The following is a 6,838-nucleotide window of genomic DNA, read 5'->3' as shown; positions in this document are numbered from 1 at the left end:
GGTACTGCCGCCACCGCCCCAGCCAGAGGCATTCCCCGCCCAAGAGCCATTGACGTAAAACTTGGGAATGCCAACCATTCTGCCGATATGCCCGACGCCAGAGACGGAGGTGGAATCTTCCCCCAACAATGTATCGGAGCTGGCACAGGCGCTTAACGACAGTGCCAGCAGCATCAGACAAATCCAACGATGTAATACGGATTGTTTTGCTTTCATTTTTCTTGTCCTAATTATTGTTAGTGCCGTCAAAGAAAATGCCAATGTTGAGGGTATATTCGCAATGACCGCCAGTGGCGATAGGTAGTCCCCGTGGGCAGGTTACTTCTACCGGGACCAAGCAGTTTTTGGCGATAGTCATGGTTGCCCCTTCTTATTGATGCGTTTGTCATCCAACGGTGATGCATAGCCGGGACCTGGGCGACTACTCGGGTAAGCAGGGCCTGGATAATCAGGTGACTCTGGATAATACTTATTCACCGACCAAACTTCGACCTTGTTTTCTGGTAAAAAATGTACATAGAGATAGCCAAGCCTATCCTCTGCAAAATGCACTGGCACAGTCGTCTCATGCCATTCGCTGATGCAGCGTGAGTCAGGGTCAACGGCAAGGCCATTGACGAATTTGATATGACTGATGTCACAAGTTTCCCACTTCACTGTCACCATCGCCGGTTTGTTCGGCTTCGGTTTAGGCACTTTCGCGCAACACACGGTACTGCCGCCACCGCCCCAACCAGAGACATTACCTCCCCAAGAACCGTTTACGAAAAACTGTGAGACGCCAACCATTCTGCCCATATGGCCGACCCCCGATACAGACGTCGAATCTTCTGCTAAAAATGCATCGGAGCTGGCACAGGCGCTTAATGACAATGCCAACAGGATTGAAAAAAGCCAGCGGCGTAAAACGGATTGTCTTGTCTTCATTCTGCATTCTCCTTGACTATGCTTTGACGACATCTTGCGGTTTCGCATGCGCTAAAAATGTCGCCCAGTCTCGCTGTTCCAACGCATTTCCTCGTGTGGCAAACATGTACTTACCAAACGCGGTTAGCACGTGCTGATTGCCATTCCCACTTTGCAGCCACAAATTCACGCAATGATGCGCAAGGCTCCAATAGGCGTAAGTGTTTTCTCCCAATGTTTGCGGGTCGTAACCTAAGCGATCAAGCAGATTGTCGGGAAGTGCCGCCGCCATCAGTTGATCCATTTGATCCGTCGTCAGTACCCAAGGCCCATTATTTGGTTCGGTGTCAGGTGTAGCCAGCGGCAGATCGAGGCGGGAATCATCACGCTGGTGAATTTGCCATTCGGTCATCGGGCGAGTTAATCCGCGCCATTGCTGTGGCGTGAGCGCGTTGGCTAGATGCGGGATCAAACGGCAATCTGCAAAGCGCAGAAAGTACACAGTCCCGGTGTCATCGAAAATACGGGTGAACTGCTGCAAGTGCTGCACCAGTTCCAGTGCGGTGAGCGTGGTGCGTATCAGCGATAGATGCAGACTGGGCTTGAACGCATTCCACATCGCTTTTACTTCATCGAAGTGTTGCGTCGCTTCGACTGCGGCTGCATCTATGATGATTGGCCCAAGCAGCGCTGCATCTTTACTGGCATATAGCGGATAAAGCCACGCTGGATGAGATTGCGGATAATAGTTGTTGAGACCACCTATCATCGCAGCGTCGAGCAATACAAAAAGTGTCGGTGTCGTCATGGTGGCCTTACTCCGAAATGATAAAAGGACTGGCCGATTTGGTTTGTCGCAACAAGCAAGGTATGCACGGTTCGACTGTTGGGAGCGTCGGCAGACTGTCCGGCATCAATTTCGGCCCTGGCACGGAGTTTTTTGCATTGACGATATGGTCTTGTGCATAGTGATTGATCTCACTACTTTTCCAGACAGTACGCGCGCCACCCTCGACACCGATTTCCACCTGCGTCTTGGCGATGATGAGAATGCCTTTGTCGGTGCTGATGATCTGAATGCTTTCTTTGGCGATCATTTTGATCATGTCGGTCAAGGCTTTGATTTCGATGATGCCGGCAGCGGCCACCATTTTGATGCCCAGCGTGTGGACAAACCAACGCATGCCCTTGCCGACGCTGCCGAATAAACTACCGACGCTGGCAACTGAAAAATGGCGGCCGGTCGTGACGGCGGTATCTTCGCCGCTGGCGATGTGGGTTGATTGTGCAGTGGTGGTCTCGATACCGGCGGGGCTGGCGAGGATTAAGTGCGGTTCGGCCAGTTCCGGAAAGTCGCCCGCAGCAGGATTGCCGCCACTGCCTTTGATAGCGTCATTTTGCGCTTTGATGGTTTTGGTGACATCGCGCTGATCAGCGTCGCTGCCCTGTGCGTCACCTTGCCGGGCGAGATCGGCAAGGTTTTCGTGTTGATCACGGGCATTGGTCAAGTACCCCAACGGTTCCTGCATGTCCTTGATGTGGCTGTTTGCCTTGTCTCTGGCATCGGTAGAAATCAGCATCCCCTTGCCGGAACGAATGCTGCCGTGACCATCTGAGCGCAGCTCGAAACCCTGACCGCGTTCGTCCTTGCGCCCTTGGTTGTCTTCAATGCGCGTGATGTAACCCAAGCTCAATTGGCTATGCTGATGGTCCGATTTCAGCTGCGCCTGAATCTTGCCTTCGCTATCGTCCATCACCAGGTGGTTGCTGCGTCCACCGGCAGCATTACCCCCATCGGTCGTCAATTCCCTGGAGCGAAATCCCGACAAGGCCTGCTGGCTGGGAAGTTGCCACGACGGCAGATTGCTTTGGTTGTGGACGCGGCCCGTACAGATCGGTAAATCCGGATTGCCGCTGATGAAGGCGATCAGCACTTCCTGCCCCATGCGCGGGATGTGCACACTACCTAGCTGGTTACCAGCCCACGGCGAAGAGACGCGCACCCAGCAAGAACTGTTCTGGTCGTTTTTTCCTAGGCGATCCCAGTGGAACTGCACCTTGATACGTCCCAGATTGTCGGTCCAGAGATCTTGCTTGTCGGGACCGACCACGATCGCGGACTCCAAACCATACATCTTCGGTGCCGGGGTTTTGTTGGCAGGACGGTAGCCACCGGCCCCTTTTAATGGATAGACCTCGAAATCCGCCTGCACTTCATGGCGCTGGGCGTGCGGATTCCCTGGCCTTTGGGTTTCCTGGGCGACGTCCCTGATCGTCAGGGTAGTGTTGAGAATCAGGTACTCGACATTGGCGGCAGTACGCGGATGCTCCTTGAGCGTGAAACTGTGACCAGGCTGCATGCCTTTGAGGTGGCCGCTGCCGTGGGCGCGATAACCCTGGCAGTGCAATTGCTCCATGCGGATACGCGCCAGGAACTGGCCTTCGTCCAGCGGGACATTGGTAGCCTGGTTCGGACCGGCTTTCGGTTGCACGTAGTGGTTATGGCCACTGTGGGGGCTGTGCCACTCATACACTTCGTGTTGATTGTGGCTGGCGTCCTGTATCGGATCTTCCTTGGTGACAGTGAGATCGGCACGCGGGCGGGTGTAATCGAAATCCCTGGTGGTGAAAATGCCTGAAGCGAGCTTGTTTGTCGGGACGAAGGCGTGGATATATTCTTCGTCGATCTTGGCATTGGGAGTATGGAACAGCACCGTTTGATAGGCTTCGCTGGGATTGGGCTGATAACCGCCCATATAGTCGGTGAAGATTAATCGGTGCTTGCCGTCGCTGTGTTCGAAGAAATAGCTGATGCCCCAGGTTTCGCACAGGCGACTGACAAAATCGAAAGTGCTTTCGTTAAATTGGGTGGTGTAGTCGCGCTTGGGATAGGTATCGATCAGCCGCCATGCGATCGGATAGGTCAGCCCGGACAGCGATTCGTCGATGACTTCCTTGACGGTCTTGTTTTGATAGATCTTGCAGTTGGTGACGAGCGTGGCGGCGAACAGCCAGGGTTTCAGTTTGACCTCGTAGAACGCGTATCGCCCCTCTACACGTAAGAAGCTGGCATCGTCGATGATGCCGTTGATTTCACGCACGCCAGCGCCGACATTACCCATGCCGCTCATGCCCATTTGTCCAGCCACGAATTTGCCATTTCCTTCCAGCTGGATTCGTACCGACATTTCCTCCCCCAACCAGGCGGCGGTGTTGAAATTAGTGGTGTCACTGATCAGGTGATTCAGGGAATCGGGTGTCTTCAGGATGACCTGATAGTCGAATAGACTATCCACACCTTCACTGCCGACAATGGACACTGCGACCAGCGCGGACTCACCCAGAATCTCCGGAATGACGACACTGCTAACGGATAAAATTCTGTTACTGAACTTGTTCGAAACAGCAGTCATTTAGCGGCATCCTGACGAAAAAGGGATTGCCAACTATTGCACAATAGACAATGAAATGCAATGAAAAATTGCACTAATGACATCGATCATTAACCAATGTTAAATTCACTGCCCCTCTAACATGCAAAAAAAGTGCGCACGCCGGGCGCACAAACAGAAACGCCGGATCAAACAATGTGATCCGGCGTTTTTTTGTCACCTTTCAACGGCGCAATCAGTGATCGACCGCCAGCCTGGCCACCTGCAACACTTCGCCATTGCTCGCATTCTGGACAAAGGCGACGATGCCGAAACGGTCGGCGCGAACATCGGCGCCGATGCTGTCGAGCGCGATCTTTTCATTGATCTGCACCGCCCCGTCCTTCAGTGCAAAAGGCCCCAGCCAGCGCCGCACAACATAATCGTGATGCAAGGTCACGCCACCGTTCTCGCCTGCCGCCACGTTGGAGACAAGCTGGTTTTCGTAGACCGCAATGTAAGCGTTGTGGCTGTCCTTGGAAGGCTGGCGCAGCTTGACCTTGGTCGACAAATCGAATGTACGCGCCGCCGTGCCCGACAATTTGATCGCAATATCGGCCAGCGACGGTTGATCTGTAATTTTACCGATCGCAGTATCGAAGTCGCTCTTCGTATTCCAGTGCCTTAACTCACGGCCGCCGGCGAAAATTTCCGGCGTATACACCACATGCTTACCGGTAAACGCCGCCAGCTCCTGCTGCCGCACAGTGAAACGATGATCGCCGAAGCGGTCCTTCCAGCCCAGGTTATCCCAATAATCGACGTGCAGCGCCAGCGGCACAATCCGTTCCGGCTTGGCTTGAGCCCCCAGTTTGGATAGCCATTGGTCAGCCGGCGGGCAACTATTGCAGCCTTCGCTGGAATACAGTTCGATCAGCGCCACCCGGTTGGGCGGACTCTGCGCGCTGTAGTCCAGCGCGTAGGCAGTGGACGAAATGCCCAACGCAAGCGCGCTTAGCGCCAAATTCTTTGCAGTATTGATAAGGATTTGCACCTGAGTCTCCTGGCTGGTTATCTGCCTGTTAGTCGCCCTAACCGCTATTTCCTTACAAGTCAGCCTCAACCCAAGCCAAATTTCCTACGGCGCCCGATATAAATTAATCACGTCACGCTCCACCCGCACCAGGTTTTGCCCCGCATCCACCACAAATTCAGCGCCGTTAAAGGACGGCCTGGTCAGCAGCAATATGGCGTCGGCGATTTCCGTAATCGGCGCAATATAACCGAGCGGGGTCGAATGGGCCGCAGCATAGTCGAAATCGGCCTGGCTCTGATCGCCGCTGTTCATCATCAGCCCGGGATACAGGGCGTTGACGCGCAGCACCGGCGCCGCCGACATCGCCAGCATCGCGGTCAGGTTGCCCAATGCGGCCTTGGCCACGGTGTAGCTGAAATCGTCGGGATGGAAATTGGCGCGCACCTTCTGGTCCACCACATTGATCACCACGCCCTGCTGCGCGCGCTGCCTGGCTTGCCGATGAAACGCCTGAGTCAGCAGCAACGGCGCGCGGCAGTTCACCTGCCACGATCGCTCCAGATCCGCCAGCGCAAAATCGGCCAGCGCATCCGGGAAAAAGACCGCAGCGCAATTCACCAGCACATCCAGCCGGCCGAAGCGGGCATAGATAGCCGCCATCATCGCCGTCAACTGCTCCGGCGCTTGCAGATCGGCTTGCTGGGCAACTGCAACGCCGCCTCCAGCTTCGATCGCCTGCACCGTATCCAGCGCCTCCTGCTGCGAGCTGCCGTAATGCACCACGACGGCATAACCCGCCCGTGCAAACCGCTCCGCAACCACCCGCCCGACCCGCTTGGCGGCGCCGGTAATCAACACCACTGGCGGCGTCGCACCATTCGTTACACCGGTCTTGGCCGGCTTTGCATGTTTATTCAATTTTTGACGGCGGCGCTAGCGTGGCGCTCCATGAATGTCGCCAGGCGGACGTCGAGATCGGTAACGCCGTTAGCGTCATGGGTGGTCAGCACCACCTCCACCCGGTTATAGACATTCGACCACTCGGGATGATGGTCCATCTTTTCCGCCAGCAAAGCCACCTGTGTCATGAAACCGAAGGCAGCGTTGAAATCGGCAAACTTGAAGGTCTTTTGAATCGCATCGCGGCCATCCACCGCAGTCCAGCTTGGCAGGCTTTGAAGTGCGGCGGCAGCGCCGATATGAGTAGAGCTTGGCATTGAAGTATCCGTTCGTGAAAACTTCAATTCTATAACTGGAAGGGATGGAATGCTTGAAAGATGGGATGTGGGGAGTAATGCCGTTCAGTTAAGCCCAGAACGGCATTCTTTAGATGGACCGATGCGGTCATTCCGTCATCCCCGCGGACGCGGGGATCCATGTTGCAGAGCATGGTGATTAAAAATGGATTCCCGCGTTCGCGGGAATGACGGGGTCGCCAATGACGCAGCTAACGCCATTCCCCCGTAACCTTAACTGAACGGCATTAGGATGTGGGGAGATATTTTAGTAGTGGTGACGTTGGTTG

Annotated in this window: 6 protein-coding genes and 1 pseudogene; all 7 read right to left on the bottom strand. The window is 54.9% G+C overall.

All coding sequences use genetic code 11. The features are described from left to right. Positions 1-216 (bottom strand): annotated as a pseudogene (locus KHU33_RS13450) (hypothetical protein); the annotation flags it as partial. Positions 217-354: 138 nt separating this feature from the next. Further along, the gene (locus tag KHU33_RS13445; RefSeq protein WP_211463674.1) at positions 355-927 is read right to left on the bottom strand and encodes a DUF3304 domain-containing protein; all 573 of its coding nucleotides are present in this window, start codon (positions 925-927) and stop codon (positions 355-357) included. Positions 928-943: 16 nt separating this feature from the next. Beyond that, a complete protein-coding gene (locus tag KHU33_RS13440) occupies positions 944-1,714 on the bottom strand; it encodes a DUF4123 domain-containing protein (protein ID WP_211463672.1) in 771 nt (256 codons plus the stop codon). A 7-nt stretch (positions 1,715-1,721) separates the two neighbouring features. Then, positions 1,722-4,319, bottom strand: coding sequence for a type VI secretion system Vgr family protein (locus KHU33_RS13435; RefSeq protein WP_211463670.1), 2,598 nt, complete (start codon positions 4,317-4,319; stop codon positions 1,722-1,724). Between the two features lie 214 nt (positions 4,320-4,533). Beyond that, positions 4,534-5,331 carry a DUF1223 domain-containing protein gene (locus KHU33_RS13430; RefSeq protein ID WP_329956053.1) on the bottom strand — a complete coding sequence of 266 codons (798 nt, stop codon included), beginning with the start codon at positions 5,329-5,331 and terminating at the stop codon, positions 4,534-4,536. A gap of 84 nt (positions 5,332-5,415) precedes the next feature. Further along, positions 5,416-6,231, bottom strand: a complete 816-nt coding sequence (locus KHU33_RS13425) for an SDR family oxidoreductase (protein WP_211463662.1) — start codon at positions 6,229-6,231, stop codon at positions 5,416-5,418. Continuing rightward, complete coding sequence (locus tag KHU33_RS13420) at positions 6,228-6,563, bottom strand: 4a-hydroxytetrahydrobiopterin dehydratase (RefSeq protein WP_407928281.1); 336 nt, start codon at positions 6,561-6,563, stop codon at positions 6,228-6,230. Before KHU33_RS13420 ends, KHU33_RS13425 begins: the two co-directional genes overlap by 4 nt. Positions 6,564-6,838 lie beyond the last annotated feature (275 nt).

Source organism: Collimonas silvisoli, assembly GCF_018305005.1.
Classification (GTDB): Bacteria; Pseudomonadota; Gammaproteobacteria; order Burkholderiales; family Burkholderiaceae_D; genus Collimonas; species Collimonas silvisoli.
Note: the sequence above shows the minus strand (reverse complement) of the source record. Positions and strands in the feature narration are given on the sequence as shown.

Excerpts from the sequence above, each read along its gene's own strand:
- KHU33_RS13445 (WP_211463674.1), bottom strand. The coding sequence starts at position 927 with ATGAAGACAAGACAATCCGTTTTACGCCGCTGGCTTTTTTCAATCCTG.
- KHU33_RS13440 (WP_211463672.1), bottom strand. The coding sequence starts at position 1,714 with ATGACGACACCGACACTTTTTGTATTGCTCGACGCTGCGATGATAGGT.
- KHU33_RS13435 (WP_211463670.1), bottom strand. The coding sequence starts at position 4,319 with ATGACTGCTGTTTCGAACAAGTTCAGTAACAGAATTTTATCCGTTAGC.